This window comes from Desulfosporosinus youngiae DSM 17734 (assembly GCF_000244895.1).
GTDB lineage: Bacteria > Bacillota > Desulfitobacteriia > Desulfitobacteriales > Desulfitobacteriaceae > Desulfosporosinus > Desulfosporosinus youngiae.
In genome coordinates, this window is sequence record NZ_CM001441.1 from 1,082,016 (window position 1) to 1,108,129 (window position 26,114).

Annotated in this window: 39 protein-coding genes, 1 tRNA gene and 1 pseudogene; 38 read left to right on the plus strand and 3 right to left on the minus strand. The window is 43.4% G+C overall.

Annotated elements, in window-relative coordinates; all coding sequences use genetic code 11:
• Positions 1–23 precede the first annotated feature (23 nt).
• From DESYODRAFT_RS05150 to DESYODRAFT_RS05160, 3 genes are all read left to right on the plus strand, one after another.
• Entirely contained in the window at positions 24–545 is a 522-nt protein-coding gene (locus DESYODRAFT_RS05150) for a carboxymuconolactone decarboxylase family protein (protein WP_007780321.1), read from the plus strand.
• A 180-nt stretch (positions 546–725) separates the two neighbouring features.
• Positions 726–1,172 carry an ACT domain-containing protein gene (locus DESYODRAFT_RS05155; protein ID WP_007780323.1) on the plus strand — a complete coding sequence of 149 codons (447 nt, stop codon included), beginning with the start codon at positions 726–728 and terminating at the stop codon, positions 1,170–1,172.
• 69 nt (positions 1,173–1,241) lie between these two features.
• A tRNA-Pro gene (locus DESYODRAFT_RS05160) sits at positions 1,242–1,318 on the plus strand.
• A gap of 115 nt (positions 1,319–1,433) precedes the next feature.
• Here DESYODRAFT_RS05160 and DESYODRAFT_RS05165 read toward each other — a convergent pair.
• A complete protein-coding gene (locus DESYODRAFT_RS05165) occupies positions 1,434–2,549 on the minus strand; it encodes a site-specific integrase (protein ID WP_007780325.1) in 1,116 nt (371 codons plus the stop codon).
• Positions 2,550–3,182, minus strand: coding sequence for a helix-turn-helix domain-containing protein (locus tag DESYODRAFT_RS05170; RefSeq protein ID WP_007780327.1), 633 nt, complete (start codon positions 3,180–3,182; stop codon positions 2,550–2,552).
• Positions 3,183–3,360: 178 nt separating this feature from the next.
• Between DESYODRAFT_RS05170 and DESYODRAFT_RS05175 the strand changes: the two genes are divergently transcribed.
• From DESYODRAFT_RS05175 to DESYODRAFT_RS05185, 3 genes are read left to right on the plus strand one after another with little or no spacing between them, the layout of a single operon-like run.
• On the plus strand, positions 3,361–3,612 hold the full coding sequence (locus DESYODRAFT_RS05175) for a helix-turn-helix domain-containing protein (RefSeq protein WP_007780330.1): 252 nt from the start codon (positions 3,361–3,363) through the stop codon (positions 3,610–3,612).
• Positions 3,613–3,650: 38 nt separating this feature from the next.
• Positions 3,651–4,289, plus strand: a complete 639-nt coding sequence (locus DESYODRAFT_RS05180; RefSeq protein WP_007780333.1) for a Rha family transcriptional regulator — start codon at positions 3,651–3,653, stop codon at positions 4,287–4,289.
• 42 nt (positions 4,290–4,331) lie between these two features.
• Positions 4,332–4,535, plus strand: a complete 204-nt coding sequence (locus tag DESYODRAFT_RS05185) for a hypothetical protein (RefSeq protein ID WP_007780335.1) — start codon at positions 4,332–4,334, stop codon at positions 4,533–4,535.
• Here DESYODRAFT_RS05185 and DESYODRAFT_RS05190 read toward each other — a convergent pair.
• Positions 4,516–4,749 carry a hypothetical protein gene (locus DESYODRAFT_RS05190; protein WP_007780337.1) on the minus strand — a complete coding sequence of 78 codons (234 nt, stop codon included), beginning with the start codon at positions 4,747–4,749 and terminating at the stop codon, positions 4,516–4,518. The genes DESYODRAFT_RS05185 and DESYODRAFT_RS05190 overlap by 20 nt on opposite strands.
• Positions 4,750–4,844: 95 nt before the next feature.
• On the opposite strand from DESYODRAFT_RS05190, the gene DESYODRAFT_RS05195 reads away from it, so the two are divergent.
• From DESYODRAFT_RS05195 to DESYODRAFT_RS05355, 32 genes and pseudogenes are all read left to right on the plus strand, one after another.
• The gene (locus tag DESYODRAFT_RS05195; RefSeq protein WP_007780340.1) at positions 4,845–5,150 is read left to right on the plus strand and encodes a hypothetical protein; all 306 of its coding nucleotides are present in this window, start codon (positions 4,845–4,847) and stop codon (positions 5,148–5,150) included.
• A gap of 74 nt (positions 5,151–5,224) precedes the next feature.
• Positions 5,225–5,629, plus strand: a complete 405-nt coding sequence (locus DESYODRAFT_RS05200; RefSeq protein ID WP_007780344.1) for a hypothetical protein — start codon at positions 5,225–5,227, stop codon at positions 5,627–5,629.
• 168 nt (positions 5,630–5,797) lie between these two features.
• Complete coding sequence (locus tag DESYODRAFT_RS05205; protein ID WP_007780346.1) at positions 5,798–6,088, plus strand: hypothetical protein; 291 nt, start codon at positions 5,798–5,800, stop codon at positions 6,086–6,088.
• A 188-nt stretch (positions 6,089–6,276) separates the two neighbouring features.
• Complete coding sequence (locus tag DESYODRAFT_RS05210) at positions 6,277–6,537, plus strand: hypothetical protein (protein WP_007780348.1); 261 nt, start codon at positions 6,277–6,279, stop codon at positions 6,535–6,537.
• Between the two features lie 12 nt (positions 6,538–6,549).
• Complete coding sequence (locus DESYODRAFT_RS05215; protein ID WP_007780351.1) at positions 6,550–6,915, plus strand: YopX family protein; 366 nt, start codon at positions 6,550–6,552, stop codon at positions 6,913–6,915.
• Positions 6,916–7,125, plus strand: a complete 210-nt coding sequence (locus DESYODRAFT_RS05220) for a hypothetical protein (RefSeq protein WP_007780354.1) — start codon at positions 6,916–6,918, stop codon at positions 7,123–7,125. It abuts the gene before it with no gap.
• Positions 7,126–7,145: 20 nt separating this feature from the next.
• A complete protein-coding gene (locus DESYODRAFT_RS05225) occupies positions 7,146–7,718 on the plus strand; it encodes a hypothetical protein (RefSeq protein WP_007780355.1) in 573 nt (190 codons plus the stop codon).
• Between the two features lie 239 nt (positions 7,719–7,957).
• Entirely contained in the window at positions 7,958–8,191 is a 234-nt protein-coding gene (locus tag DESYODRAFT_RS05230) for a hypothetical protein (protein WP_042338239.1), read from the plus strand.
• A complete protein-coding gene (locus tag DESYODRAFT_RS29005) occupies positions 8,178–8,546 on the plus strand; it encodes a 3D domain-containing protein (protein ID WP_242833537.1) in 369 nt (122 codons plus the stop codon). The genes DESYODRAFT_RS05230 and DESYODRAFT_RS29005 overlap by 14 nt, the downstream gene beginning before the upstream one ends.
• Positions 8,547–8,560: 14 nt before the next feature.
• Positions 8,561–8,980 (plus strand): hypothetical protein, encoded by a 420-nt coding sequence (locus tag DESYODRAFT_RS05240; protein ID WP_007780362.1) that lies wholly within the window; start codon positions 8,561–8,563, stop codon positions 8,978–8,980.
• Positions 8,958–9,284 carry a hypothetical protein gene (locus tag DESYODRAFT_RS05245; RefSeq protein ID WP_007780364.1) on the plus strand — a complete coding sequence of 109 codons (327 nt, stop codon included), beginning with the start codon at positions 8,958–8,960 and terminating at the stop codon, positions 9,282–9,284. Before DESYODRAFT_RS05240 ends, DESYODRAFT_RS05245 begins: the two co-directional genes overlap by 23 nt.
• Positions 9,284–10,330: a hypothetical protein gene (locus tag DESYODRAFT_RS05250; RefSeq protein ID WP_007780365.1), complete on the plus strand. Its 1,047-nt coding sequence runs from the start codon at positions 9,284–9,286 to the stop codon at positions 10,328–10,330. The genes DESYODRAFT_RS05245 and DESYODRAFT_RS05250 overlap by 1 nt, the downstream gene beginning before the upstream one ends.
• The gene (locus DESYODRAFT_RS05255; RefSeq protein WP_007780367.1) at positions 10,331–11,485 is read left to right on the plus strand and encodes a metallophosphoesterase family protein; all 1,155 of its coding nucleotides are present in this window, start codon (positions 10,331–10,333) and stop codon (positions 11,483–11,485) included. It abuts the gene before it with no gap.
• Entirely contained in the window at positions 11,482–13,788 is a 2,307-nt protein-coding gene (locus DESYODRAFT_RS05260; RefSeq protein WP_007780368.1) for an AAA family ATPase, read from the plus strand. The genes DESYODRAFT_RS05255 and DESYODRAFT_RS05260 overlap by 4 nt, the downstream gene beginning before the upstream one ends.
• A 304-nt stretch (positions 13,789–14,092) precedes the next feature.
• The gene (locus DESYODRAFT_RS05270; protein ID WP_007780371.1) at positions 14,093–14,299 is read left to right on the plus strand and encodes a hypothetical protein; all 207 of its coding nucleotides are present in this window, start codon (positions 14,093–14,095) and stop codon (positions 14,297–14,299) included.
• A 2-nt stretch (positions 14,300–14,301) separates the two neighbouring features.
• Positions 14,302–15,549 carry a phosphoadenosine phosphosulfate reductase domain-containing protein gene (locus tag DESYODRAFT_RS05275; protein ID WP_042338240.1) on the plus strand — a complete coding sequence of 416 codons (1,248 nt, stop codon included), beginning with the start codon at positions 14,302–14,304 and terminating at the stop codon, positions 15,547–15,549.
• 127 nt (positions 15,550–15,676) lie between these two features.
• Entirely contained in the window at positions 15,677–16,444 is a 768-nt protein-coding gene (locus DESYODRAFT_RS05280) for a hypothetical protein (protein ID WP_007780374.1), read from the plus strand.
• A gap of 34 nt (positions 16,445–16,478) precedes the next feature.
• On the plus strand, positions 16,479–16,880 hold the full coding sequence (locus DESYODRAFT_RS05285) for an endonuclease domain-containing protein (protein WP_042338241.1): 402 nt from the start codon (positions 16,479–16,481) through the stop codon (positions 16,878–16,880).
• Positions 16,881–17,627, plus strand: coding sequence for a hypothetical protein (locus DESYODRAFT_RS26480; RefSeq protein WP_007780378.1), 747 nt, complete (start codon positions 16,881–16,883; stop codon positions 17,625–17,627).
• A gap of 12 nt (positions 17,628–17,639) precedes the next feature.
• Complete coding sequence (locus tag DESYODRAFT_RS05295; protein WP_007780381.1) at positions 17,640–18,530, plus strand: hypothetical protein; 891 nt, start codon at positions 17,640–17,642, stop codon at positions 18,528–18,530.
• Positions 18,487–18,753, plus strand: coding sequence for a hypothetical protein (locus DESYODRAFT_RS05300; protein ID WP_007780383.1), 267 nt, complete (start codon positions 18,487–18,489; stop codon positions 18,751–18,753). The genes DESYODRAFT_RS05295 and DESYODRAFT_RS05300 overlap by 44 nt, the downstream gene beginning before the upstream one ends.
• The gene (locus DESYODRAFT_RS05305; RefSeq protein ID WP_007780385.1) at positions 18,698–20,644 is read left to right on the plus strand and encodes a DNA cytosine methyltransferase; all 1,947 of its coding nucleotides are present in this window, start codon (positions 18,698–18,700) and stop codon (positions 20,642–20,644) included. The genes DESYODRAFT_RS05300 and DESYODRAFT_RS05305 overlap by 56 nt, the downstream gene beginning before the upstream one ends.
• A gap of 13 nt (positions 20,645–20,657) precedes the next feature.
• The gene (locus DESYODRAFT_RS05310; protein WP_007780388.1) at positions 20,658–21,008 is read left to right on the plus strand and encodes a helix-turn-helix domain-containing protein; all 351 of its coding nucleotides are present in this window, start codon (positions 20,658–20,660) and stop codon (positions 21,006–21,008) included.
• Between the two features lie 59 nt (positions 21,009–21,067).
• Positions 21,068–21,307, plus strand: a pseudogene (locus tag DESYODRAFT_RS29835) (3D domain-containing protein); the annotation flags it as partial.
• Between the two features lie 79 nt (positions 21,308–21,386).
• Complete coding sequence (locus tag DESYODRAFT_RS29010; protein ID WP_007780390.1) at positions 21,387–21,821, plus strand: hypothetical protein; 435 nt, start codon at positions 21,387–21,389, stop codon at positions 21,819–21,821.
• A gap of 25 nt (positions 21,822–21,846) precedes the next feature.
• A complete protein-coding gene (locus tag DESYODRAFT_RS05320) occupies positions 21,847–22,755 on the plus strand; it encodes an ATP-binding protein (RefSeq protein WP_007780392.1) in 909 nt (302 codons plus the stop codon).
• Between the two features lie 2 nt (positions 22,756–22,757).
• Entirely contained in the window at positions 22,758–23,267 is a 510-nt protein-coding gene (locus DESYODRAFT_RS05325; RefSeq protein ID WP_007780395.1) for a hypothetical protein, read from the plus strand.
• Entirely contained in the window at positions 23,260–23,685 is a 426-nt protein-coding gene (locus DESYODRAFT_RS26485) for a YopX family protein (RefSeq protein WP_007780398.1), read from the plus strand. The genes DESYODRAFT_RS05325 and DESYODRAFT_RS26485 overlap by 8 nt, the downstream gene beginning before the upstream one ends.
• Positions 23,676–24,044 (plus strand): RusA family crossover junction endodeoxyribonuclease, encoded by a 369-nt coding sequence (locus tag DESYODRAFT_RS05335; protein WP_007780400.1) that lies wholly within the window; start codon positions 23,676–23,678, stop codon positions 24,042–24,044. Before DESYODRAFT_RS26485 ends, DESYODRAFT_RS05335 begins: the two co-directional genes overlap by 10 nt.
• The gene (locus DESYODRAFT_RS05340; protein WP_007780403.1) at positions 24,041–24,466 is read left to right on the plus strand and encodes an ASCH domain-containing protein; all 426 of its coding nucleotides are present in this window, start codon (positions 24,041–24,043) and stop codon (positions 24,464–24,466) included. The genes DESYODRAFT_RS05335 and DESYODRAFT_RS05340 overlap by 4 nt, the downstream gene beginning before the upstream one ends.
• Positions 24,467–25,093: 627 nt before the next feature.
• A complete protein-coding gene (locus DESYODRAFT_RS05350; RefSeq protein ID WP_007780406.1) occupies positions 25,094–25,369 on the plus strand; it encodes a hypothetical protein in 276 nt (91 codons plus the stop codon).
• Positions 25,366–25,749 carry a hypothetical protein gene (locus DESYODRAFT_RS05355; RefSeq protein WP_007780409.1) on the plus strand — a complete coding sequence of 128 codons (384 nt, stop codon included), beginning with the start codon at positions 25,366–25,368 and terminating at the stop codon, positions 25,747–25,749. Before DESYODRAFT_RS05350 ends, DESYODRAFT_RS05355 begins: the two co-directional genes overlap by 4 nt.
• Positions 25,750–26,114: the final 365 nt, after the last annotated feature.

Here is a 26,114-nt window from a genome sequence, read left to right on the forward strand (position 1 = left end):
GTTTGTAGAGGGGGAAACAGTCAATGCCAAGATTGCCAGTGTTACCTTTAGAGGAAATGCCTGAAAAGACTCGGAAGATGATTTCAGGCGGAAAGTCTGAATTAAGTGTGCTGAATATTAACAAAATGATGGCTCATGCGGAAAATAGTGCCCGTCACTTTATGCGTTTGGGAAATTCACTGCTAACCCAAGCAGAATTTGATGCTCGCCTGCGGGAACTGTCGATTCTTCGAATAGCCAGGTTGTGTGACTCGAAGTATGAGTGGCACCAGCACGAAATATTGGCCCGGCGGGTTGGCGTACCAGAAGAGCAGATTGATTCTTTAAGGTTAGATGGGGATCGATCAGTATTTAATCATCAGGAACTAGCTGTTCTCAGATACACTGAGGAAGTCACAACGAATGTGAAATCCAGCCCAGAGGCTTTTGAGGAACTGGCCAAATTCCTAAGCCACCGGGAGTTAGCAGAATTAACCCTTACTATCGGATTTTACAACTTGGTTGCCCGATTCCTCGAAAATACAGAGGTGGAAATAGAAAGTTAATAACTATTATATGATCTACTATAGCAAGTATTAGACTCAATACTTCTCCAGATAGTCCGATGCCCTTACATACTTCTATAGTTGAAATAGTCGAGATTATTGCAAAGCTCACACAAATTAGCATATAATATCATTGGTACATTAGGAGTAAGGACTTGAGAAATAGATTGGAGCGATTTGGTGTCTGGCAAGACCAATGATTTTTTAATTGTCAGTAAAAGTATTTTGCCCGAGGCTATTTTAAAAACTGCAATGGTAAAAGAACTCCTGGCAAAAGGAGATGCCGATACCATCAATGACGCTGTAGAACGTGTAGGGCTAAGCCGAAGCGCCTATTATAAATATAAAGATGGTGTGTTCCCGTTTTACGAGGCTAGCCATGAGAGGATTATTACAATTTCTTTAATTCTTGAGAACAAAGCGGGAGTGCTTTCTCACGTACTTAACTTCATTGCCTCGGTCAAAGGGAATGTTTTGACAATTAATCAAGGGATTCCTCTGCAGGGAGTTGCCAACGTCTCAATTTCCATTGAAACTGTTGGTATGGCTGACACACCAGAGAATCTCTTGGCCGGACTTGGGGAAATCATTGGAGTAAGAAAAATTGAAGTCATTGGTCAAACATAGGGTTGCGAATTCAGAGCGAATATGGTATCCTATAATAGCCTTCGAAAGAGGGTGATGAGTTAGATAAGTCGGGGCGTGGCTCAGCTTGGTAGAGCGCTACCTTGGGGTGGTAGAGGTCGCATGTTCAAATCATGTCGCTCCGACCAGTATTCATGCGGATCAGGAGTATTTTTGTTAGGCAAGAAAAAGTATGAATGCCCAACAAATGCCTAACAAAAATAGACCTTTGAAAGGTCTATTTTTAGTAAGCTTATCTTACAACTAAGATGATTTTATTTCCTGCTCTTGGAGTTCGATGATTTTAGTATTAATTTGTTCTTTCTTTTTAACTCCTAGATGCTGGTATATGGCTTTCAAAACTCTAATATCGTGTCCTAGTCGCTCAGCTGCTAAATGATCTAGCACATCATTTTCGTACAGCCAAGTGGCGTGATAATGCCGAAGAAAGTGCAAACGAGTCTTCGGTATTTTTTTGTCCCTTACGAGCTTTGCAAGGTAGCTGGTGTAGCTGTCAGGACGCATTGGGAATATTAGCTTATCTTCCTTATCTTTCTTATCTGTTATTTCAACAATTTTTCGCTCTTTCTTTCTTAATGCAAAGCCATCTCGTATGACTACTTTTATAAGGTCCATAAGATATGGAGGAGCAGCTACTGCTCGTAATCCGTTCTCTGATTTAGTGGTTTTAATTTGATATTCTCCCTGATCGTTTATTACATAAGCCTCATCAATCCTGATAATATTACTCTTAAAGTCTAAGTCATTTGGTTTCAGTGCGAAAATCTCTTCTCTTCTTAAACCACACCAGCCGGCAAGAAGGATGATGGGTTCATCCCTGGTGCCGCGTACCGAGTCATGAATTGCTCTAAACTTTTCAGGGGTTGGAACGTCTGAATAGTCAACCTTATCTTCCTTTGGAAGCTTAATTTCCCTCATGGGACTCTTGTTTTTTAGAGCGTCGTAAAGGATAGGCCTGAGGCAAGACATTATTCTACGAGTACTTGTTTGCGATATCTTACCAAGAAGTTCATTCTGCAGTTTTTTAATGTGTATTTCCTTTAAATCCTTGAATTTCATTTGCTTAAAAAATGGCCTGAAGTGATTTTTGAGATATCCTTTGTATAAAACAGTAACAGTAGGACTATATTGATTGTTATGCATGTCAATCCAATTCTTAATATATTCAGAAATTCTAATGTTATCGACGTAGGTCAATTCTCCGTCTGCTATTTGTTGCTCAATCTCCCTTGCCGCAGCCTTACATTCTTTCATGGTCGGCTTTGTTACGTACTTGAAAAGTTGCTTACCATCCTCGTCACGACCTATATAGATCGTTGCCTGATACGTCCCATTGGGGCGTTTTTTTATGCTTGCCAATTATCGCACCTCCGAAATATATCGTATAGCTTTTCCTAGAATCCTGACCTCCTTCATTTCCTTTTTTGTATATATCTGATCGGGGTAGCTTGGGTTTTCTGCCCTTAAAATAACTGCCCCGTTCATTTTATAAACACGTTTAAGTGTGGCATTTTCTCCATCAACAAGCACAGCAGCTATTTCTCCTGTTTCGACATCAGGTTGTTGGCGGATGAAAACTATCGAACCATCGAAAATATAAGCGCCAGTCATACTATCTCCCTTTACTCGAAGACAAAAATCTACATCAAGGTTTTCTGACACAAATTCATAACCTTCAATATCTTCCTGTGCGGTTATTGGGACACCTGCAGCTATCGTTCCTAAAATAGGGATCTTTTTAACCACTTCTTTTGCCTCTGGATATTTTGATTCCCCGGCAATGCCCATTAGCCAAGAAGGACGTACTCCGTATTTTTCTGCAATTGCTTGAACTGTTGGAATCTTTGGGGCCATATCACCAGTAGTGTACCGAGAGATAGCCGATGGACTAAGGTGTAAGTACTCAGCCAAGCTATATGTAGTATCGTTGTTATCCTTCATAATCTCTAAGAGCCTTTGCCCAAATAAATCTTTGTTAAAATACCCACTCATTAACAACCGTCCCTTCACACTGTTTCCCTGTCAGTTATTATATTTCTAAACGCTTAGAAAAGCAATATTAATGTGCAATTTTTCTTTAAAAATATTGCGAAACTCATTGACACTCTTAGACAAGATGTTATAATTTAATTGCTGAGAAACGCAACGCCAGAAAAAGGGGGGAGACGAAATGGCGAAATACCGAAAATATCCTGAACTTAATTCATTAAAAGGACGGATCAGAGAGAGAAACACTTCTTATCGTAAGCTTTCGGGGGAAATAGGCATGGCGGTTAATACACTTTCAGATAAATTGAATGGCTTTTACGCGTTGAGTATTCCTGAAGCGGAAGCTATTGCTATTGTTTTAGATATCCCGCCAGGTCAAATGGATAAATACTTTTTTCCCTCAATGTTGAGAAACGCAACAAATAGTGCTTGATTTGTGAAAAGGTTGGTTATTCAAGAGGGGAGGGGCGCATGAGCAAGCTGGTCTTTCTCGAACCGAATTGCCTTAAGGCAGTACCTTATACGACCTCAAAAGTAATATCTGAATTCACTGGTGTTGGTCACAGACACATTAAAAAGCAAATCTCATTACACAGGCAACAACTAGAAACCTTTGGACTTTTGGTCGCATATGAGACAGAAAGTACCGGTGGCCGCCCGGAGGAAATTACACAACTTAATGAGCAGCAGGCAACATTACTGGTTACATTTTTAAAAAACACGCCTGTTGTCGTGGAATTCAAGACGGAGCTCGTCCGCCAATTCTACCAGATGCGAACCGAACTTCAGATGCGACACCTATGGCGCGAAGGCATAAAACCCATACGCCGCGAGATGACGGACGTAATCCAAGAAAATCCTGATCACAGCAAATGGGATTTTAAGCTATACACTGACTTGGCCTACAAGATCGTAACCAGCAAAACTGCCGCGCAGATACGCAAAGAGCGCGGTGCGCCCAAGAAGGCAAAGGCAATTGAGTACATGACCTCTGACGAAATGGAGCGTATTGCCAGGCTTACGAACAAGATCAGCGTTTTGCTTGAGCTGGGTAATGATTATTACGCGATCAAGGATATTCTCACCAAGAAGTACCTCAAGTCAGCCTAAAACCGAAAGGAGCAGATTGCGTAGGAAAGGGGGGGTGAATGAGTGAAAGAGGGAGCAGAATTAAAATCTCCTCAAGAGTCTCATATCTGGAACAGCGACAGTCCAGCACATGAAGCCCGTAAGGAGATTGCAAAAGAGGTTATTCAGCTATTCGCCGGCAAGGGCATGACCTATGACGAGTGTTATAAGGCACTCGAAGACACCAACGAAGCCCTAATGTACCGGTCTAGGTTTGTGGCTCTTTAGGAGTGAGCTTGAACTCAAATTCCCACTTTTGCTCGTACTGTTGATAGTCCTTAATGAGCTCAAATAATTGATAGGCAACAGTATTGTCGAGTCTTGAGCTACATGCTTGGCAACGGATTTCAAAATTTCGCTGTTGCGCCGCCCTTAATTGAAGAGCTTTGAAATCCAGAGTCATGGTTGATCCGCAATCACATTTAAACGTCAAATTCATCATTATCACCTCCTTACGTCTGAATTTGGTTAGTCTGAATACCTACCAACTTCGACAGAAAAGAGGAGAATCCTGTAACCGAAAGGAGAGAGCAAACCATGCCCCAACTCACAGATCAACAGATCCTGGACTTATTCCAACTCAAAGCCATGCCGAAGGTAGGGAGCATTAATATCAGTCAACGACAAGATTACTGTGGTATCCATGTTCACGGCACAACCGATGCCGATATGATGCCGATCGTTAAAGCGGTCAAACGCATTGTCGGCGTAGAGGTGCAGTTATCGCCGATCCGAGACGGCCAAAACGGCGAGACTGTACAGTGGCTTAGACACGATAGCGACGACCTGAGTTTAACGATTTACTCCACGCAGACGTTTGACACACAAAAAATCCCTGCGTAGAGCAGGGGGAGTGGTTAAAAGCCCCGACTTTTTAGAGATGTTTTGGACAAGCACTGCCGTAAAGGAGATACCAGATGGATAAAGTGAGCCGAATCGAAATCCAAGCCACAAAGCACAGCAAAGTCTACGCAAAAATTGATGGCTGCAAATTCAGCGTTGGCCTCATCAGCGACATAAACGATATATTCCCAGGGCATAAACCGAAAGACTGTAAACCATTTTACGAAATCGAGTCTCCTGTCATTAGTAGCGAAATGCCAGAATCCCTATATAGTCTGTTTGCTCAAAGACTTGAAACACCTACGGAATGGATACTTGGCAATGAGCTCGTCGGCATAGATGATAAGCCGTACCGAGTGCCGACTTGTCCGACGTGTAAAGAGCCAACTTATGGCGAATCAAAATGTCCATTCTGTGGACAGGCCTTGACCGATCACCGCCGCCGGTCCGGGCGGGAGATAGTGTGGGAGAGGGAGTGAAGTCAATGCCAGATCCTAACGATTTTCCCTGCGATATATGCGGCTACACGCTTACATCCGAATCTTGTTTCTGCCCCGGGTGCGGGGTGCGACTTTGTCCGGGATGCGCGTTCGAAAATGATTGCGACGAATGGCAAGGGGATAGAGTTGAGAAAGTAGGTGAAACCCATGGACGAACGATTTAGAGATTGCCCTAAGGAATGCCCACTGGAAGACGCCGTGAACGAAGCCAGAGAAAAGGCCTGTGAAATCATCCGAAAGCTCGAAGCCGAGAAAGACCGCCTAAAGCTGCAGCTTGAAAATCTCAAAACAGCATGCAAAGAAACTGCTGAAATCCTTGGAGATATGGTTGACGTGGCGAATGCAACCGGGAGCGCTTATTTGTATCGAAGAGACACCGAAAATGTTTTGAGGGTAATAAAGGCATTGATGCCAGATGAAAGCGAGGTAAAACCATGAAACCAAGCCTAGCAGAACTCATGCTCATGTCTAGCCTAGTCGAGCCATACGGCACAAGGGCAAGACTCAATAGCGAGCCTGTAAGCACCAAGCCCCGCAGCCTAACCGGTAAGCAGTGGGCAAGCCTCAAGGCCCGGCGCAGGATGGCACGGGAGTCACGGAAGCGGAATAGGGAGTGAGGTAAGCAAATGATTAAGGTTTATCGCCTAGATACCGGTGATGCAAAAATGTGGGCAGCAGCGGAATCCATTGTGGGGGCATCTATGCTAATGCTCGACACCTACGACAATGCATTTCTCGAAGAGGGATTCGAAATAAAACCGGTTCCAGATGAAGAAATAGACGAAAATGATGTCCACGATGAGACAACAGGTCAAATGACTTCATGGAAATCAATCATTGAGGAACCTGGTCGAAAATTCCCTTGCATTATTGGCGAATCTGATTAGCGAGGTGAAACCGTGAGAGAGATTAAGTTCAGGGCGTGGATTGAGCCAAATATCGAGAAAATTCCTCCATACATGAGTAGTGAGCCCGAGTTCAACGGATATATTAACGATATTTTTTCAAGAGGTGGAGTTAAGCCGCTGGCTCCTTACGGATCAAAAATAACTTATTTGCAATTTACCGGCCTTCGTGATAAGAACGGCAAGGAAATCTATGAGGGGGATATGTGCGACACTTACACGCGATGGGGTAAAGGGGTTGTTAGATTCGAAGGCGGAATGTTCAAGCTTAATGGAATGTCGCTTTGTACATTCATACCACGCTTAGAAGTCATTGGGAACATCTACGAAAACCCGGAATTGCTGGAGGTGACAACCTAAATGCAAGCAAATAAAAAGGCCTGCCAGGCACGGCAATGCCCGACAGACACGTTAAAAATTACACTTAATCATAGTATAGCACAATCTGCCGGGGATATACCAGTTAAACTCGATCCCATCGGAATAGACAGTTTCGCAGGCTCGGTCCGGTCGTTTCGGCTCTACATTAAAGCTCGGAGGATATTTATCGCTACTGGGATTATTGCGTAAATAAGAGAGGAGAAATTAGATTGAAAAAGTTTGAATTAACAAGTGAGTTTGTTGTAAATATTTTCGGGATTAAACTTTTTAAAATCAAGGCGCTTATAAAGTTCGGTGACGTTGATGCTGGTGAACTAGGCGGTTATATCGAGAAGGAAGAAAACGTCGATCAGTCCGGCAATGCTTGGGTGTCCGGCAATGCTCAGGTGTACGGCAATGCTTGGGTGTCCGGCGATGCTTGGGTGTACGGCGATGCTCAGGTGTCCGGCAATGCTCAGGTGTACGGCAATGCTCGGGTGTCCGGCGATGCTTGGGTGTACGGCGATGCTCGGGTGTCCGGCAATGCTCAGGTCGAAAAGTCAACCCACCTATTCCAGCTTGGAGCCCTTGGCTCACGTGATGGATTTACAACATTTTTCAGAGTTAAGGCCGGTCAAATCCACGTGGTTTGTGGTTGCTTCTATGGTGATATCGACAAATTCGAAGAGGCTGTGCATAAAACTCACGCAGGAACCAAGCACGAGAAAGCATATATGCTGGCAATTGCGCTGGCAAAGTCGCAAATCGAATTGGATGAGGTCACCGAAACTGCAGAGGAGTGAGGCCTTATGCTGGTCCCAATTTGTTTATGCGGACAAGTTATCCGCTTTGAGCCTGGTCAAACGGTAACCTTTTGTAAAACCCCTGGCTGCGGAGTCGTGCAGGAAAAGCTCAAAGACGGCTACTTAGCACGCGGAACGACTAGGAATTTGTATACCCCTATTTTCACTAAACCAAATCACTATGAACGATACATGCGTTGGAGAAATACGCATCCCAGGCCAAAAAGGAGGAGGTGGCAATGAGCATATACGAACGATTTTTAGTCCACCTGCAGACCTGCGGAGGTTGCACCGGATTAAGAAATGTTAGTCGCTGCCGATATGCCCTAGCTTGCTCTCAGGTGGAGCGTTTGGCCCGTAAAGGAGTTGTCAAAAATTCAGAGGATTTTACTGATCTTGATTATCTTAGCATTACCAAGCCTGCAAAGCTACGAACCACAGCCCCGGGTACCGGTCCTTGTGAAACAGATTGACCTGGTTGAGTTAGTACCTAAACCCAGTGCGCGGGTTAAACCCAAGGTTAGCCGAAGTAAACCTCAGGTCGAGCGCTGGGTGGTAACCGTGACAGCGTACACAAAAAATGACAGAGGCATGAACGGCCGCGGTGTGACAGCATCCGGCGAACCAGTCCAGGAGGGCCGGACCATTGCGGCTCCTGAGAGTATCCCGTTTGGTACCCAGATCCATATCCCCGGGCTTGGGAATTACACGGTCACAGATCGTGGGGGAGCTATAACCGAGGATAAGCTGGACCTGTATATGGAGAGTCGGGAGGATGCTTTGCAGTTTGGAGCGCAGGAGTTCGAGGTCCTAATTAAATATCAGTAAGGAGGTAAAGCGAATTGCTACAACAATTAACCAGGGAGAGGATTCAGGCACTTGTACATCATCCTGATTTTACTGGATCCGTTTCTATCGCTGACAAAAAAATTTTTCATAAGGATAGAAATGGGGCTCCCGCATTTTATGTTGATGTGAATATCCACGGTGGACAAAATGTGTTGAACACGATTGCAGAGGCATTGCCAGATTTGACCATAACGGATATTCGGAAGTATCACGTAGATCATAGTGATTTTTATTCCTTTGGTGATATAGCAGATGGAGTTATAGAAAGTGCAAGGGTTAGTATCTGGGCCGAATACGGGGAAGTACAAAAAGAAAAGGACTCTGCGCCAACAGAGACCCACATGGAAATTAGTCAATCCAATTATATAACTGAAAGCGAGGTTATAGCAAATGCGCGAACAATTAATAGTTGAATTAACGGCTTTGAAACAATCCATAGTAGCTGCTAATTCTGAGGTATATCTGGCTGCTCGTGAGCTCGTGAATGCTAAGGATGAGCTTCGACTTACGGAGAATTCTCTTATAGTCGACGGTCTTATTGACGGTAAGAATGCTGAAATTAGATCAGCACAAATGTATGCAAACACAGTTGTTGACCGTCAGAACGTAGCAGACGCAGAGGATTCCCTGGAATCAGCAAAGATGACTCTCAATAACCTTCAGACGGAGTTGAGAATTACCTTGGCCCTCGTGGAACTGGTTAAGGGGGTAGCGTAATGTCAAACCAATTAGCGGTATTTCAATTGCCAGATATCAAGCGCAACGGTGATACCTTCGGTCAATTAGAACGGGTTGAAGCCATGATAAACGTGACCAAGGATCTGTATCAGATATCACTTCCAAAGGCAGATAAACCTGCTGAGTACGGTATTATGGCACCTGGTTACGCCAAAATGAATCAAGTTGTGAATGTATCTTTCGTTGGGGTCCAGGTATTAGAAAATACACGTGATATCGTGAGCGTCATTGTTGGAGGAATTTATTACAATGCCAGCGGAGAGAGGGTACAGGAGACGGATGTCGTAACGCTGAACTTTCCGTTGCTTCACGAGGCAATGAGATTGAAGGCTAAAGATCTTAAAGGCCATTATGTCTGGGAAAACAAGCAAAAGAAATGGGTTAATTATCAGGAGTGTTCAACTGAGATTATCTATCAAGATGGAAAGCCTGTATTTACTCTCAAGCTTGACCCTGAGATTGAAATGAATATCTACCAAAAGATTCTCCACCTGAGGGAAATGGGAGTAAAAAAAGCGATAACAGTTGCTAAGAATCGGATTATTAAGCGGGCAACAGGTGTATTTAAAGTTGAACTACCATGGGAAATGCATATAGTCACTAAGGATGACTATGGAACTAAGGCTGTTCTCAAGGAAGAGGTCCATATTCCTGTAGTCGGATATCGTTCACCAGCGACAAATTCCCAAGTCGAAGCAGCTATAAAACAATTGTTTGGCGGAAAGCAAGGGGCAAAAGACATAACACCAGTCATGGACCAGGACGTTCAAGAAGATATTCTTCATGAAGTTAATACAGATATCCATGTGGACCCTGATCTTGATGAAATGTTACACGTTGAAGATCAAGTTGAGGATACAGAACAAGAATCAAAAATTAGTTGCGAGGGCGATGATTGCGGAAGGGTAATCGAATCTACTGAGAAGTTCACAGATGAAGCAATTGCAAGTTTTTCAAAACGGAAATATAACAAAGTCCTTTGTCTAGAGTGTCAGAAAAAAGCAACAAAGAAGGGGGCCAAGTAAATGAAACTCTTACACTGCGGTGACATACACCTTGGTTCAGGCCTCCAGTATGGTAAAGACGATGAAAGCGGGATGAATTCCCGACTGAGAGATTGGCTTGAGACTATGGTTAAGATTAAAAATATAGCAGTCGAACAAGATGTTGATGCTGTAGTATTCGCTGGTGATGCTTTCAAGGACCGTAAGCCAACCCCACAATTATTAAGCTATTTCATTAGTTGGCTAAAAAGCTTTAATCCAATTCCAGTGGTTATGATTGTTGGGAATCATGATCTAAATGGTGATGGAAGCATAGGACCAGTTGACCTAATAGGGTCCCTTGGAATTGCCTATACAAGTAATAAACCTGAGATTCTAAAGGTCCCAACCAAGTCGGGGATACTCCAGGTAGTCACGATGCCAACGTTCTCAAAATCTACTTTCCTTCAACAAGACGAATTTAAAGATACTCCAATTGATGAACTTAACTCCATCATGGCCGATAAAGCAGGACAGATCATTCGCTATCTGGCTGATCAACTCGATCCAAAACTTCACTCGATTTTAACTCTCCACGGTACGGTATCAGGATCCATAAATGGCAGTGAGCGTTCTATGATGATGGCTCAGGAACCTATCTTTGCACTCCATGATGTAGCCCTTCCACAGTTTGATTACGTGGCCCTGGCGCACGTGCATAGACACCAGGTTATCTACACCCCACCAGATCAACCTCCAGTCGCATATTCGGGGTCAATTGAGCGGGTAGACTTTGGTGAAATGGAACCAAAGGGCGTAATTATAGCAGATCTAGAATTATACAGCCTGGAATTTGTCGACCTGAACACACGTCCATTTGTTCAAATCAACTTGACCCCGGATGATATTCCAGACGTGACTGGAGCTGTAGTCAAGGTCACAATCAAAACTGATGTCGATACTGCTAAATCAATAAGCGCAGCTCAAATCACAAAACAGCTTTATGCTGCGGGTGCCAGTTTCGTGGCCGGAGTGCAAATCGAAGTCGAGCGAGAGACCCGAGCAAGAGATGCCGAAATGACTGAGCACGTGTCTATCCCAGAGGCTATAGGGAGGTATTTTGAGCAACAACCGGACCTTAAGTCTCGAAAAGAACGACTGATGACGAAGGTTGGAGAACTGGAGGTAGTAGCATGAGACCATTATCAATGGATCTAAGTAACTTCAGGTCCTACTTAAGTGAATCAATTGAGCTTACAGCTTTAAAAGTTGCCCTAATTAACGGGCGGAACGGAAACGGAAAATCAACGTTGATTGATGCGATAACATTTCCATTATTCGGTCGCGGATCGGCAGACAAGATAGACGATTATGTAACTCTTGGAAAGACCGATATGTCAGCAGCATTGAGTTTTGAACTCGGAGGAAATACGTACCGTGTTATCCGAAACAGGACCACGAATGGACGTGGTAAATCCAGTCTGGAGCTTCAACAGCTTATTAATGGCGAATGGGAAAGTAAATCTGGAGCGACAGCTCCCGAGACGGAAGAGCGCATCCGGAAGTTGCTTCGGATGGATTATGAGGGATTTATAGCTTCAGCCTTTGTCGTTCAAGGTGAAGCAGATAAGTTTTCCAAGCAGAAACCGGCTGAGCGGAAGGCAACATTAGCAAACATTCTTGGATTGGATGCTTATTCAGAATATGAGTCCCAGGCGAAAGAAAAAGCGAAGGGGACCGAAGTAGACCTGAAAGTCGTTAGAAATCAAGTTCAGGAATTAGAGACCAGAACTGCAAATAAACCAACTTTAGAGGCACAACTTGTCACTGTAGAAGCTGAAATAGTAAGCATTGAAGACCAGTTAAAAGAAAAGGAGACTGCTCTAAACCAACTCATAGAGAAGAGAGCTAACCTTCAGGCTGCAGAGATCAGAATCATGGATATCAACACTCAAATAGCTGGAATTCAAAAGGAGATTAACGACTTAAATAATCAGATTCCGTTACTTGAGAGAAAAACATCAGACGCAAATAAGCTAAAGGACCAGATTCCATCGCTTGAAAAGAGAATCTCTGATACCGAAAAACTCACAGCTAATAAAGACAAAATTATATCATCTGCCAATGAAGCTAAGGTAGTCAGAGGTCAAATATCAGAACAGGATGAAACAGCTGCTGCAAATTCAGAATTAGAGCTTGAGAGAAGTAAAATCCAGACTGAAGTTACAAAGATCGATGGATTAATTTATCAGGGAAAGTCCAAACTCGAAGCAAATATCCAGAACTTCAAGATTCAGATCAAGAACGCGAAACAACAAGCAAAGCCGCTTGAAGGCCTTGAATGTCAAAACCCTACTTGTCAACTTATTAAAGGAGCAGTGGAAGCCAGAGATAAGATTCCTGGGTTAAATAAACAGCTCGAAGAGGAGACCATAAAACTCGATACCGGTAATTATGCCGATGAACTGAAGCAACAAAAAGAAGCTTTGAAATCAAAACTTATGGAAATTGATATTCAGATTGAGATTCTCGAATATGACCAAAAATCACATCAAGATCTCAAGATTAAATTAGTCGACCTCGAACGTTATGAGCGCCTAGCTCCTGCCTTGGAAAATGCAGAGGAATCCAAACGGTTAGCACAAGATCAAATTGATCAAATCCACACAACAATTAAGGAAAAACAAGATGATATTACTGAGCAAATAAATCAGATCAATATTTTAATTAAAGCAAAGCAAGATGCCATAACCGGTTTTGAATTAGACAAAATGTCACTTGAAGATGATGCGAAAGAATCCGTGGAAGTATCCCTTAACATAACAACTCTTGAATCCCAAATACGTATTCTCAGGGAGAAATTGGGCAACCAGCAAGCTGCTCGAGGTGCTATCAGAAAGTCAATCGATGAGCTCACTGAACTCGATGTCAAACTTATTGATTCAAGAACAAAATTAGACTCGTTAGCGGCTGATCTTACGGATTGGAATGATATTGCAAGAGCATGTGGCAAGAACGGAATACAGGCTGTGATTATTGAAAACTCCATTCCGGAAATTGAGCGAGAGGCAAATAATCTTCTGGCCAGGATGTCATCAGGAAGGTTCTCCCTAGAACTCTTAACTCAAAAGCCAAGTAAAACAGCTAAGGTCACGGAAACACTTGATATCAAAATCTCTGACTCAGGATTAGGAGTTAGGCCATACGAAACATATTCTGGGGCAGAAAAAATGATGATTGATCTGGCTATCAGGATCTCTTTAAGCAAGCTTTTAACCCGTAGGGCAGGTGCAACTATACGGACACTGGTTCTTGATGAAACGAGTTCGGCATTGGATGCACAGAACCGGAGTCAGTTCCTTCAGATCGTGAATACCCTCAGAGAGGACTTTGATTTAATTTTAGTTATCAGTCATCAAGAGGATGTCCAGGATGCTTTTGATCAAAGAATAGAGGTTTACCGGACGGATGAAGGATCGAAGGCAAGGGTGATAGCATGAAACAGCTAAAGCCGGGTGACTTCGTAAAAACCCCTTTAGGGAAAGGATTCGTAAAGAAACGTTATGGAGGAGTATATCTAGTCCAGCACGGCGGCTGTAGATTTGCTTTCAGAGCAGATGAGATAACTGTGCTACAAACGAGAGAGGACCGAGCACAAAACGGTCCTCACAAACCCCATAAGCTAAAAGTGTCACAAAGTTGACCATATAGTTTTTACCCTTTTTAGCCTTAAATATAGGCAATCTTTACACTTTATGCGAGTTATTTAGGTTTAATGACAAGTTTGAGGAGGTTTATTTAAAAATGGCTGAGATAAATGACCCCATAAAATGTGCTTACTGCGGTAAAGAGAAACAACCCGGGGAAATGATGGAGGCAACAATTTTCACCCGCGAACGCAAGTGGAATAAGCGGAAACGTAAGAACGAGTCTTATGTTACCAAGCAGAAAAAATGGTACTGCAAGGGGACAAACTGCCACATTAACGATCAGATGGCCCATGATGGTTAAATATGGGCAAGAAAAGACAAAGCAAATATAAATACTCCCAACTCCAAAAAATGTGGGAGCTACCTCTTGAATTTAAACTCAATGTCGCAAGAAAAATAATTCGTGACACATTCAAGCAGGGCAAAAAAATAGCTCTTGCTTTCAGCGGAGGAAAAGACTCAACCGCTTTATGGCATTTAATCCGCGAAACTTGTCCGGAGCAAGCCAAAGACATGGTTGTAATTTTCGGCAATACCGGTGTTGAGTATCCAGAGAGCCTATCATTTGCTCGGAAGCTCGGTAAGGAGTGGGGCGGCGAGAACTTTCACGAAACAAAGCTTGATCGGCTGAAGATCCCACGGCTGAAATATGAAGCCCAAAAAGAAGTCTGGTCGCTGATCGAGGAAAGCGGCGAAGTCAGCAAATACCTGAATAAGAAAGGCCGTTTGCTTTCGACTGATAAGCTGAATGAAGCTGTAACGCCTGAGATGTGGGAAGATTTTCGTCGCAGGAAACTCGTTTGGGAAGCCGGGACGCTGGTCAGCTTTTGGTTCATCGCGGAGCAGTATGGGTTCCCGATTCTCGGTAAAGATGCTACTAAACTTGATGCGCCCCGGATCAACATTAACGTATTTCTAAAGTACAGTTCGGAACAGTCGAAGGGGAACGAAAAGTATTACGGGATTCTCAGAAAATTCCCCGACTTGCGCATCTCTCATTCATGCTGTGTTTTTATCAAAGAACGGCCTTCGCAAAAACTTCAAAAGAAACTCGGCTGCGATACGCTTTTCAGGGGGCTTTTAGCAAGCGAATCGCGCCGCCGGACATTCACCTTTCTCGACTATGGATTTCTTTACAGGACAGCTGACGGCTATCTATATTCTAACCCTCTGTCAATTCTCACTGATGAGGATATCTGGGAGTACATTCGGTCCAGAAATTGCCCATATGCACCTCTGTATGACCTGACGGATGCTGACGGTAATAAACTCTTCGAGCGCAACGGCTGCTATACCTGCGGGACTGGCCTGGCGTATGAAGGAAATAATCTAGAAATCCTACGTAAGCACTACCCCAACAAATGGCAGGCACTTATGAGGTATGGCATGGCAAAGGAAATTAAGACATTCGCCTGTGCGATCAGTGATGACATAAAGCTGAACGCTCTAGAGCATGACTGGTTGCTTGATATGCGGCCCTGCGCATTCGATAGGCTGACGCCGAAGAAAAACCTTCTCGAAGACCTGCAGTATGGGACATTGTTGTTTTAAAGCATAAAGCTTGGACAAGAAGTCTCTCCAGAGGAAATCCACCCAGCTCTCAAGCCCCATCAAAGAGACGCGGTAATTTGGGCCGTTGAGATAGTTTCAAAATCATAGAAGAGTGGAGGTAAATTAAATGGTCTATGTATCAGATGTTTGCTGCGAAGAATGCAAGAATTACGAAGATATTTCGGGTGTTTATTGTGCCGGTTGTATCCATAGCGATTATCTAATCAATAACTATGAACCGGCATCTCCCGAGCTTATGGCAAAGCGTGAGGCAAAGCGTGAGGCGATGCTTAGAAAGCAGTTTTTAGATCTCATACCAAAAGATGAAGTTGTATTTGAATTAAAAACAGAGTTCAAGGAGGCATTCGAAAAAGCTTGGACATTTGTTCCCGACTATAGTCTTGAAAGGTTTCAGTTTTTCTTTGTGAGTTGCTTTGACAGTTTTATTATGGCAACCGATACTCACCGGCTAATTAAAATCTGGACTTCAGTTCCTAACGAATTGATCGGTAAGGATGTCATCTTTGATAAAGACGAAGGAAAGTTTTTTATTCGTCGCAAGATTGGAAACCAAGCAATCGATTGTGCGCCAGTATTTGATAATGGTCAAGTTCAGGAATTTTTAGACCAGGCTGAACGTGGCGAAGTTATCAAGAACTACAAGGCCTGCCTGCCAATTGAAGATGGTAAAAAGCAAGAAGATGAAGAGACTCCGATATATGTTTTGTTTAACAAAAATATCGCTATAAACAAAGTTTGGGTTGAAGAACTTCTTGCTATGTTCACGGATTTAGAGGAAATAACAGTGCATTTTAAAGGTCCATTAGATGCAGTAAAGTTTTCAAATAGTGATGATATCGAAGCCCTAATTTTGCCGATGCGGGTAGAGTTATGATTTTGAGTTTAGAAAATGGTAAGTGGTTATTTTTATGAACAAAATTGAGGAAGTGTTTTTTAATGCCTACAACATAATTGAGAAAACCGGGGAAACAGATATATCTTACAATCTTGAATCACAAGTTGTTGTCGGTATATATAAGGTTGATTTTGTTTATGGATGCTGCGCTATAGAAATAGACGGCCATGAGTATCACAAAACCAAAGAGCAGCGCGAAGTTGATTACAAGAGAGAAAGATATTTACTGAGACACGGCTATACTCCAATTCGCTTTACGGGTACTGAAGTGTTTTTAGACGCAAAGAAATGTGTCTTGGAAATGTTGGAGTTAGGCGAGTCGATTAATATTAGGGACCATACCTATTGGTTAGCCTGCAAGGAACACGGCATTAACACTGTTTGGTGGTCTCCAATGGTGGATCGGAGTGATTAAATGGCAAGCCGAAATGCAAAAGGACGAATGATCTACTGGAAAATTTCATATTGCAAGCAACTTGCCAGGTGTTCCACCTTCTCTAAACTCCTTTTTACTTGGCTGATACCTAACACGGATGACCTAGGGCGCATGGAAGGTGACCCCGAAGTAATCAAAGGCATGATTTTTCCGTATGAAGAGAAGGTTTCGGTTAAACAGATACGGGAATCACTGGAAGAATTAGCCTTCGAAAAGCTCATTTTGTGGTATTTGGTTGATGATAACATGTATATTCAATTCCCAAATTTCTCAATATACCAAAATTTGCGTAAAGATAGGCAGTACAAGAGTGATTACCCGGACCCTGTTGATGTTGACATGACAAGTCATGACAAGTCAGGACTTGTCGGACAAAATCTGCGTGAAGGTAAGGAGAAGGTAAGGAGAAGTGAAGGAGAAGGTAAGGAGAGCGAAGCAAAACCTGTCAAAAAAATATTTGGTGAAAAAGTTCTTCTCTCTGATGATGAATACCAAAAACTTGTTACTCAACATGGAGAGCAAGAAGTAAATTATATGATTTCCATTCTGGATAACTGGTACCTAACAAAGGGTAAAAAACCAAATAAGTCAGATTATCATACGATGGTTGGTACTGGATGGGTTCTTAAAAGGTTTAAAGAAGAACAACCGAAGATAGGGAATAAGACTCCAGGTGATAAGACGCCTGGTAAAACTTCGGGTAAGTACGAGAACTTTTATCTGTGAGGAGGACAAGCCGTGAGTGAAAAATCTGGTCAACACACATTCAAGATATTCCAAGATTCAGCATCGATCAATTTCTATAACGGAATTAAAGTTGCAGACAGATGGAGTAAAAAGCAGCCTCATTATCCGATTCTGAATAGGGTTCTAAATTTCATGAAGGATAGAGGTTTTCAAGTCGGTAGAGATCCGCGAATTGAAAAGCATTACAAAATATTAACTAAGGATCACTGGTACGGCCACAAGGGCGATTTGGAATTTAAAGCTGAGCGATATCCTGTGGGATGGAAGATTGAGTTCTTTCAGAACATCGTCTTTGAGAATCCACATGGTGGGGAGCACGACTTTGATAAATATGAAAAGATGCCATACCTCATTAAGCTTCTGTTTTTGAATGAATGCCGACATATTGCAGAATTACTTGTCAACCTGGGTTACGAAAACCAAAGCAAGCCCGTATATAAGCTGTCTGAAGATCGTATCAAAGAACACATTGTCACGTGCACCATTGGCGTTAAGTTTAAGGATCCGTCCGAATTTAATCTAGGAGATTATGTCTGCTCAAGCTCCAAATATTCATACAACATTACTGACCGAGACGGCAAGGTTATCCAGAACGGACAGATCAAATATATCCGGTATTTCGATGGCAGACTACGGCGCGGAAGAGTTTACCACAATATTAACAATATGTGGTGGATCGTATTTAACAAATTTGATTATTCGAATTGGGCATGCTTCGAGTTATTCGATCCAACGCCAGAAGATTATAAAGCTAGGCGTCTCAAAAAGGACCGGAAACCTAAAGCATATCTGGACCGTAAAGAAAAGCTCCAAGAGGCAAGCACCAGGGAGTTAATCAATGAGCTTAAAAGACGCGGGAGTCGAACAAATCATGAGCACTAACTATCGTGAAGTCCTCAATCCTAATCAAGCAAAGGAAATGGGCCGATTCCTAAGGCTAATGATCTGGGCATGGGACGAGGCAACCGAGGTAGGAGTTAAGCCTAATGTGGATGGTTTTATCAAAGAGTGGCGTGGCATTCCAACTACCGTAGAAGAAAAGAGACAACGTGCCCGAAGGAAACAAGCAGATTACAAGAAGAGAAAAAGAGCAGTTGGGGGATGAGGATATTAAGGAGTTCAAAGTATTAAACTTATTTGCCGGAATAGGAGGAGGAAGTTTAGGGTTCCAACAAGCTGTAGGTGAATGGAAAGGTCTGCAGGGCAAGTTCCGGACATTAGCAGGCATCGACGTGGATCCCAAAGCTTGTGAGGACTATGAGTATATAACTGGAAGCAAAGCAGTTTGCATGGACCTGTTTGAGCGCAGGGACTATATCGACTTCCATGGCCATGAGCCATCACCCGAGTGGAGAGAGGTTACTCCGGAGGACATCATGGTTGCCGCCGGGGGAGAATGTCCAGATGTAATATTTCTCTCTCCTCCCTGCAAAGGCTTCAGCGGATTACTACCGAAGGCTTCGGCGGACACCGCTAAATATCAGGCACTTAATCGGTTAGTCACGAGGGGAATATTCTTGGCGTTAGAAGCTTTTAGAGAGGACCTTCCGGCCGTGATTCTTCTGGAAAACGTCCCGCGAATAAGGACCAGGGGAGAAAAGCTGCTTAATACCATAAAAGGTTTACTCCAGTCTTACGGCTACGTAACTGACGATAGAGACCATGATTGCGGAGAGATCGGCGGGCTAGCACAGCATCGAAAAAGATACCTTCTCATTGCTAGAAATAAGGCTAAGATGGATTCGTTTATCTACCAGCCGACTAAACAGCGTGTAAGGGCGATTGGAGAGGTTATTGGACCATTACCGCTACCAGGCGCTGAAAGCATGGGGCCATTACACCGACTCCCAAAACTTCAGTGGAAAACTTGGGTTAGATTGGCGCTAATCCCAGCTGGTGGGGATTGGAGAGATCTTGAGAAGATTGCACCAGAAGAATATCGGCTTGAACACATTCCTCGAGGTGGCGGATCCTTCGGAGTTCAACAGTGGGATGAACCTGGACATACGGTCACTGGAAGAGCGAAGGCTAACGGATCCACGGCATCAAACATTGCCGATCCACGGTTGACAGAACGAGAAGGTAGGCACCCGGGAGTTTATCGGGTAGTAAAGTTTGACGAACCCGGACCATGTGTAACGGGGACAAGGTTTGGGAGCGGAGCTATTGCAATATCAGATCCTCGGACAGGATTCAAGGGCAGCACCCACACGGCCATTTACCAAGTAAACAAGTGGGAGAAGGAAGCAAGTACCGTAACGGGGGCGCACAGACCGAATAATGGAGCTATCTGTATTGCTGATCCTAGAGTGGGCGGAGGGTATTCAAATAAGCGCAAAGTTCTCGAGTGGGAACAGCCTGCTTCGACAGTGACTGGAACGGCAGATATTCAATCCGGAGCTCAATCGGTCGCAGATCCACGTCTTGGATGCAAACCACGTTCCGGGATGATGGGAGTACAGAAATGGGATGAGCCTGGGAAAACGGTTATTGGAGCTGGTGATATACATTCTGGGGCATCTGCCATCGCGGATCCAAGAATAAATTTCAAATCACGTCCAAATCTCTATGGAGTCGCTGAATGGAATGAACCTATATCAACCGTTACTGGTTCGGCGAGTGTTACGAGTTCAAATGCTGTTGCCGCTGTAGCAGATCCGAGAATTCCGGGTGACAAAGAAACATTAGATCCACCTCCCATTATTATTTCACTTGATGGTACTTGGCACAGGCCATTAACAACACTGGAACTGGCGGCACTGCAGGGTCTTCCTGTGATAATAAACGGAAAACCCTTAACGCTAGCTGGTAACTCAGACCAAAGATGGCGGGAGGCCATCGGAAATATGGTACCACCACCTGCGGGCAGAGCCATGGGAGAAGTAGTGTTACACGCTCTTTTAGTTGCATCTGAAAATGCTTGGGAGATGAGCGCGAACGATATATGGGTAAGACCAAAAACTTGGGAAGAAATTAGAACAAATTTTGATGCTTAGCGGGAGGAAGATTATGAAAAGGAGCACAACATACGCAGCGGACGGTAAATATCCTCCAGAAGTACAACAAATGATGGCGGAAACAACTCGTTGTCTAAATTGCGGTAAAATATTAAGTTTGCTGCAACGTAAAGATGGAAGAAGAAACCGCGGATATTGCACATTGGAATGCTATTTCGCAAAGCCTCCTAAACTCGCATATGCCGAAAAAGAATACGGGGCTGCGGCAAAAGAAGTAATACTCAAAATGCTAAATGATGGGGCAAGTGTCGTTGCAACTGCAGAAAGATTGGGAATTAGTAAACCACGTTTCTATGATTGGATGCGGAAAATGAATATTAAAAAGAAAGTGGTGTGGGGATGAAAAACTCACATGAACAAGGGTAATTGCTCTTAGTAGCAATTCTTTTAACGCATCTAGCGATGCAGACATTTACGGCCACAGCGTATTGCCTTGAAGGTCCTACAAAGCACGGAGAACCTGCAGGTATAGGCATAGTGGCTGTAGACCCCAAAGTAATCCCATTAGGTACCAAATTAATTATCGAGGGCATAGGTGAAGTAATTGCCCTTGATACCGGCAAAGACATCAAAGGGTATCGAATTGATATCTGGATGGAGACCAAGGAAGAGTGTATCGCGTTCGGAAGACAGCCCGTTAAGGTCTCAGTAATACAAGCGAACAACCGTCCTCCACCAATGGCTCGGGGAACCGAGCTTAATGATGAGAGGAGGGTAACTGATGGCAGACAGCAGTTGGGCGGAAAAGATGAGGAGCTACGAACGGGAGATAGCCAATATTCAAGTACCGGCAGAACCGGACAAAACGGATATAACACGATTAGAGAGCTTGATCGATACCCTATATTCCAAGGCTCGGTTCGACCTAGCAAGAGCAAAAACAGCTTTCGAGCGAACAAATCGTCTCTGGAAGGATACAAAGACGGAATCCTACCTGCTTGCTACAGGTACCCAAAAAGAACGCGAGGCTATGTCCATCCAATTTGCAAGAAAGCGGAAGGTTGGAGACTCAGACTTAACTATCGAAAGCGCTCTAAATATTGCCGAGGAAAGATATTTCTACATGGAGGCAGTAGTCGACATTTTGAGAGGGAAGCACAACTCGCTAGTGATAGCTCTGGGGGCAGCGAAGCTGGAGAAGGACCTGACGAGATAGGTGATTTTCGTATAGGAGGTTATGTATGAACGACAAGGTAAGGAACCTTATTAGGGCAGTTGCCATGAATGATATACGGGAAGCAAAGCAATGGGTAAAAGTTATCACTGAAAGCGACAGTACTAAGTCCAATAGACCGTTTTGCAAATATATTCTAAATCAACTCCAAGTATCATCGCTCAACTTAATGGAATTACCCCATGACATAAAAGGTATTCTGCTCATGGAAGATGTTTCAATGACATTCAATGAAAACAGATATTTCCTCTCGGAACGTGAAGATGCGGTCACAGAAGAAGTCCTGGGAATGTACGAGACAAGTCAAAAGCTATCAGAAATGGGCATTCGGTATCTTAATTCGTTGATGCTTCACGGAGAAAGTGGAACAGGAAAAACACTCTTCGGAAGATATCTAGCCTATATGATCGGTTTACCGTTTGCTTATATGAATTTTTCAAACGCCATCAGTAGTTACTTAGGCAGCACAGCCAAAAACATCAACAAAGCCTTTGAATTCATCGGAAACCATAAATGTGTTTTTATGATTGATGAGGTCGATGCCATTGGGATGAAAAGAGGCAAGGAAGATGTAGGGGAAATGGCACGGGTAACTATAGGACTCATGCAAGCATTGGACTGCGTCAGGAATGATACTGTGCTTATAGGTGCCACTAATCGCCTAGATATGATTGATCCGGCACTATTGAGACGGTTCACGATGATTCATGAAGTCGCAAAATTTTCCGAGCAAGAAATGTTCCTGATGGTAAGCAAGTTCTTGGATGACGTAGGTGTAAAGTACAGTGACATTAACATCATAGACTATTGCGGAAAATCACTGAACAGTCAAGCTCTTGTGATGAATGACGTTATAAGGGCAATAGCGAAATCGATACGAAATAATACTGAGTTTAGATTAATGACGGAGGGATAAAAGTGAATAGAAAATTTATCCGTCTAGTTACCGAAAACCCTCAGGGTAATTACCAATACCTTCACAATATGACGGTTATCAAAGACAAGGAAGTCTTCCTTCGCGATTTTGAAGGAGAAGGAGATCTAAGCCTAGTCGATTACTGCAAAAGGGAATGCATGGAAAGGTGTAATACCGATATTGATGCCTCTGTTGAAGAATTCGGAGAGCACATGGACTGCGGTTGCCCTATAACACTTATCTATCATATGGCAGTAGGACATGCCGAACTCAGAAATAGGTTAGGCCAATACGAATCTTCTGGATTGTCTCCTGAAGACCTAAAGGAAAGAACCTGCGAATGGTCGGAGGATGATGAAGGGAATTGGAGTTGTTCAAAATGCACTGCTGTAGTTATATTTGCCGAGGATGGTCCTAGCGAAAATCGTATGAGTTTTTGTCCAGAGTGCGGTAGGAAGATAATAAACATTAGCCTTTGGAAAGATGAACTATTGGAGGATGAACATGAGTAGGGAGATTAAGTTTAAAGCGTATATCAAGTCTCTAAAGTGGCTAGTACCCGTAGAAAGAATATGCTTCGATTGTGAGACGGTTGAGGTTGACTTAACTGATGGAAATGGAGATACGGCAGAATATGAGTTTGATGAAATTGAACTCATGCGGTACACAGGGCTTAAGGATAATAACATCGGGCATGACAGAAAGGAAATATTTGAAGGCGATAGAGTTAAAGCTACTAACAAAAACGGTTGGACCAGAGAGTTTGAAATAATCTGGAACGAAGATCTAGCAAGGTTCATGGTGTGGTGTGGTAGTCAGCCCAATATTTCATTTGACCTAACTTGTGACACGATTATCGACTTTCGTGTTGTGGTAATCGGAAATATCCACGATAAAGAAGTTGTTTTGGAGAAGCCAACATGCTTATAACAATCTCTGGCCGTCCTATTCCGGCAGTCAGAATGACAGGCAGAGGGAAATATGTTAAGCCGGAGGCGGCTAGGTACCTTGCTTATAAAGAGCAGATAGGATGGTTGGCATTAAGCCAAACCAAAGAACCAATTATCAATCCTGTATCCGTAAATGTCAAAGTATTCTTACATGGAAAATCTTCACTTATGGGTAATGATGGAGATGTCGACAATTATCTAAAGTCAGCCTTGGACGGCTGTAACAAGATAGTCTGGCTTGATGATCGGCAGGTTAACAAAGCTACGGTTGAAAAGATACCTTGTCGACATGCGAAAGATGAACGGATGGAAATTGAGGTTTTGGAGGTTGGGGAATGAAGGCTATATCACTAATGCAGCCATGGGCATCACTTGTGGCAATAGGTACCAAGAAAATTGAAACTAGAAGTTGGTCAACCGAGTATCGTGGGCAATTAGCAATTCATTCAAGTAAGGGGTTTAAAAAATACCTCAGACAATTATGTTGCGAAGAACCCTTTAAAACGGTGCTTAATAAAGCTGGGTTAAGCTTAGATAACCTACCACTTGGAAGAGTAGTTGCAACTTGTAAACTTGTTGATTGTATCGAAATGACTCCTGAATTTATTGACCGGGTTAAGTCAGCTAAAGGCCATGAGTATGATTTTGGGGAGTATGCGGTAGGTCGGTATGCTTGGATACTGGAGGATATCAAGGCCCTGGATAATCCGGTGCCGGCTAAAGGTAAATTGAGTATTTGGAAATGGGAGGGCAAATCATAGTGGATCTTAAGAAATCGATAATGGTCTGCAAATGCCGGAAATGCAAAGGACAAGCTTGCCAATGCAAAGATTGTGAACTTAGTGGCGAGTGCAAATATCCACTAATCGACGAGTGCAGGTGGGAAAGGATCGGAGGCAAGAAGGCATGAGCGATAAATGCCCAGACTGCGGAAATCGGACCGTTAACGGCGGTGGTTGCGCACAATGCATTAATACAAGCTGTGGCTGGAGTGCCTGCGGGTAAGTGCCAAGCCCTAGCAGTTTGCTTCAAAATGCCTATAAAAAGGTAGATGAAAGGGATGGTGGCGTTTGCCTCCATCCCGGGTGCGGAAGTTCATACAATACGAATCACCATCACATTGAATTGCGTTCTGAAGCCAGAGACAGAATCGCATGCGTGGAAAACATAGTCACCCTTTGCTATGCACATCACCAAGGTAGAGAAGGACCTCACGAATCTGCAAACTGGCGAGAGCACTGGAAGCAATGGCAGATGAAAATGTACCCATACTACATGCCGAAAGTTGAACAAAATGAAATGGAGAGATTGAGGCTCAGACGCTTCACAGATCCAGAAGTAATACTAAGACTAGATGAGCTTGAAGAGAAATGGCGGAGGTGGAATGAATGTCGGATCAAGGTGTAAAGAATTCGCGAGAAGATATTTTACAGCAAATTGCCTATCAAAGGCAAGAACTTGAAAAGTATCTTGATAAAGCAATAGTTATTGAAGCTGAAATAAACGCTTTAGAAGCAAAATTTTATAGCCAAGGAGAGTCATTAGACAACCCTATGGCCTGCTACAACCCAATTATATTTGCTCAGAAAAAATGTGAGGAGTGTAGGCAATATCGAAGGTGTGTCTATAGGGGCAAGGCAGACTACGGGAGGTTTAAGTTATGAATTGCCCAAATGGAATAAGGCAATGCCCAAACGGATGGACAGACTGTGAATTATGTGCTCATTGGAAAAACAAAGTCTGCACATATGTTCCAGAAGAAGAGCCTGAGCCGGAACCAGTATGTGAGCTTGAAGAAGATGAGCTTGCAACAGATCTTGGTGTAGATATCCCGCACGTCAGGGGAACGTGGGCTGAGCGGTTTTTAGCCCTGCCGCCTGATGAGGCCCTTGAGCAGTTTTATTCCAAGCATCCGCCGAATTTGCATCATAAGGAACCCTTGCCGTTAGATGGTGGGATAGTACCAGGCGGTGGAAGTAAAAGCAGAAACCATAAGAAGCCTGAAAAAAAAACACCTGAGTATATGAAATTTCTTGGGATGTAATCTTTTAGCATAACATTATTGACTGAAATTGACTAGTCGTGATATACTACCTCGTAAGAGGCACGCCCTGGATTAAGTCTAGGGCGTTTCTTTATATGCAAGGTGGCGGAATAGGTAGACGCTATAAATACGGGTTGAGTGATGGCAGGTGCATAAGCTTACGCTGTAAGACAAGTCGGGTAAATAGCTGGAAAGGTAGGACTGCCAATAAACTGTGTGAAAATCATAAAAACCCTATATCCCTTCAAGGTGCCGACTAACACGCAGATAATCATATGTAAGGTGCAAATCCTTACCCTTGCTATCAATCTGAAGACTAAGTAATGTTTATATACAATAGTCATAGGAGAGGTAACTGCGCGCGC